The following is a 778-nucleotide window of genomic DNA, read 5'->3' as shown; positions in this document are numbered from 1 at the left end:
CGGCAAGGAATGTACGTGATGTCCGTCACCCACACTTTGTTCGGAGCTGTTGTGGCAAAGTTCTGGTTGAGTATGTTAGGCGCAATGGGATTCGTATGGTTGGAGTCAGTCGTCGTCACTTTGAACTTCTTGGATACACAGGATCGCAGACCATGCTCACTCATGATTTTGCCTACCAAGCGCTCAGATACGGTCCATCCTTCGCGCCGCAGAAGTCGGGTGATTTTAGGGCTGCCATACCGCTTGCGAGCGTCGAGAAACAGCCAGATAATCCGTGCCAGTAACGTTTTGCGCCGCAACTGGTAGCTATTTTCATTGTTCTTTTCTTGCGCCCATTTGTAGTAGCCGCTCTTGGACACTCCGAGAACGTTGCACATCTTCTCCATTGCGAAATTGGAGCGGTGATCGGCAATGAATTGGAACTTCAGTTCTTTTCTTTGCTGAAGATGTGCATAGCCTTTTTTAGAATCTCGATCTCCTCCTGAAGACCTGCGATCTCTTTGGCTTGGCTTTCGATTTTACGCTCTTTTTCCCGCAGTGTTTCTGGCGTGAGTAGAGGCTCGTTCTCGAATTTGCGATGTCTCGTCATCCACTGTTGCAACGTGCCTTCCGGGATGTTAAGTTCTTCCGCTATCTGAGGGATCGTCTTCGTTTGCTCTTGAATGTATTTCACCGTCTGCAATTTAAACTCGTCGTTATAATGCTGCCTCGTTTTCCCCATTGTGAACACCTCACCTTTTATTAGGATTATTATCTGTCCAACGTTACGAGGTGTCCA

Annotated in this window: 2 protein-coding genes; both read right to left on the bottom strand. The window is 47.9% G+C overall.

What is annotated here, in order from left to right:
• Positions 1–377: IS3 family transposase (locus L6H65_RS26425; RefSeq protein WP_236347770.1), on the bottom strand; the 377-nt coding region annotated here is incomplete at its 3' end.
• Positions 378–424: 47 nt separating this feature from the next.
• Positions 425–778, bottom strand: a 354-nt coding sequence (locus L6H65_RS26420; protein WP_236347767.1) for a transposase, incomplete at its 5' end; no start/stop codon positions are given.

Origin of the sequence: Paenibacillus plantiphilus, from assembly GCF_927798095.1 — a bacterium.
GTDB classification, from domain to species: Bacteria; Bacillota; Bacilli; order Paenibacillales; family Paenibacillaceae; genus Paenibacillus_Z; species Paenibacillus_Z plantiphilus.
This window is presented reverse-complemented; position numbering and strand designations above follow the sequence as displayed.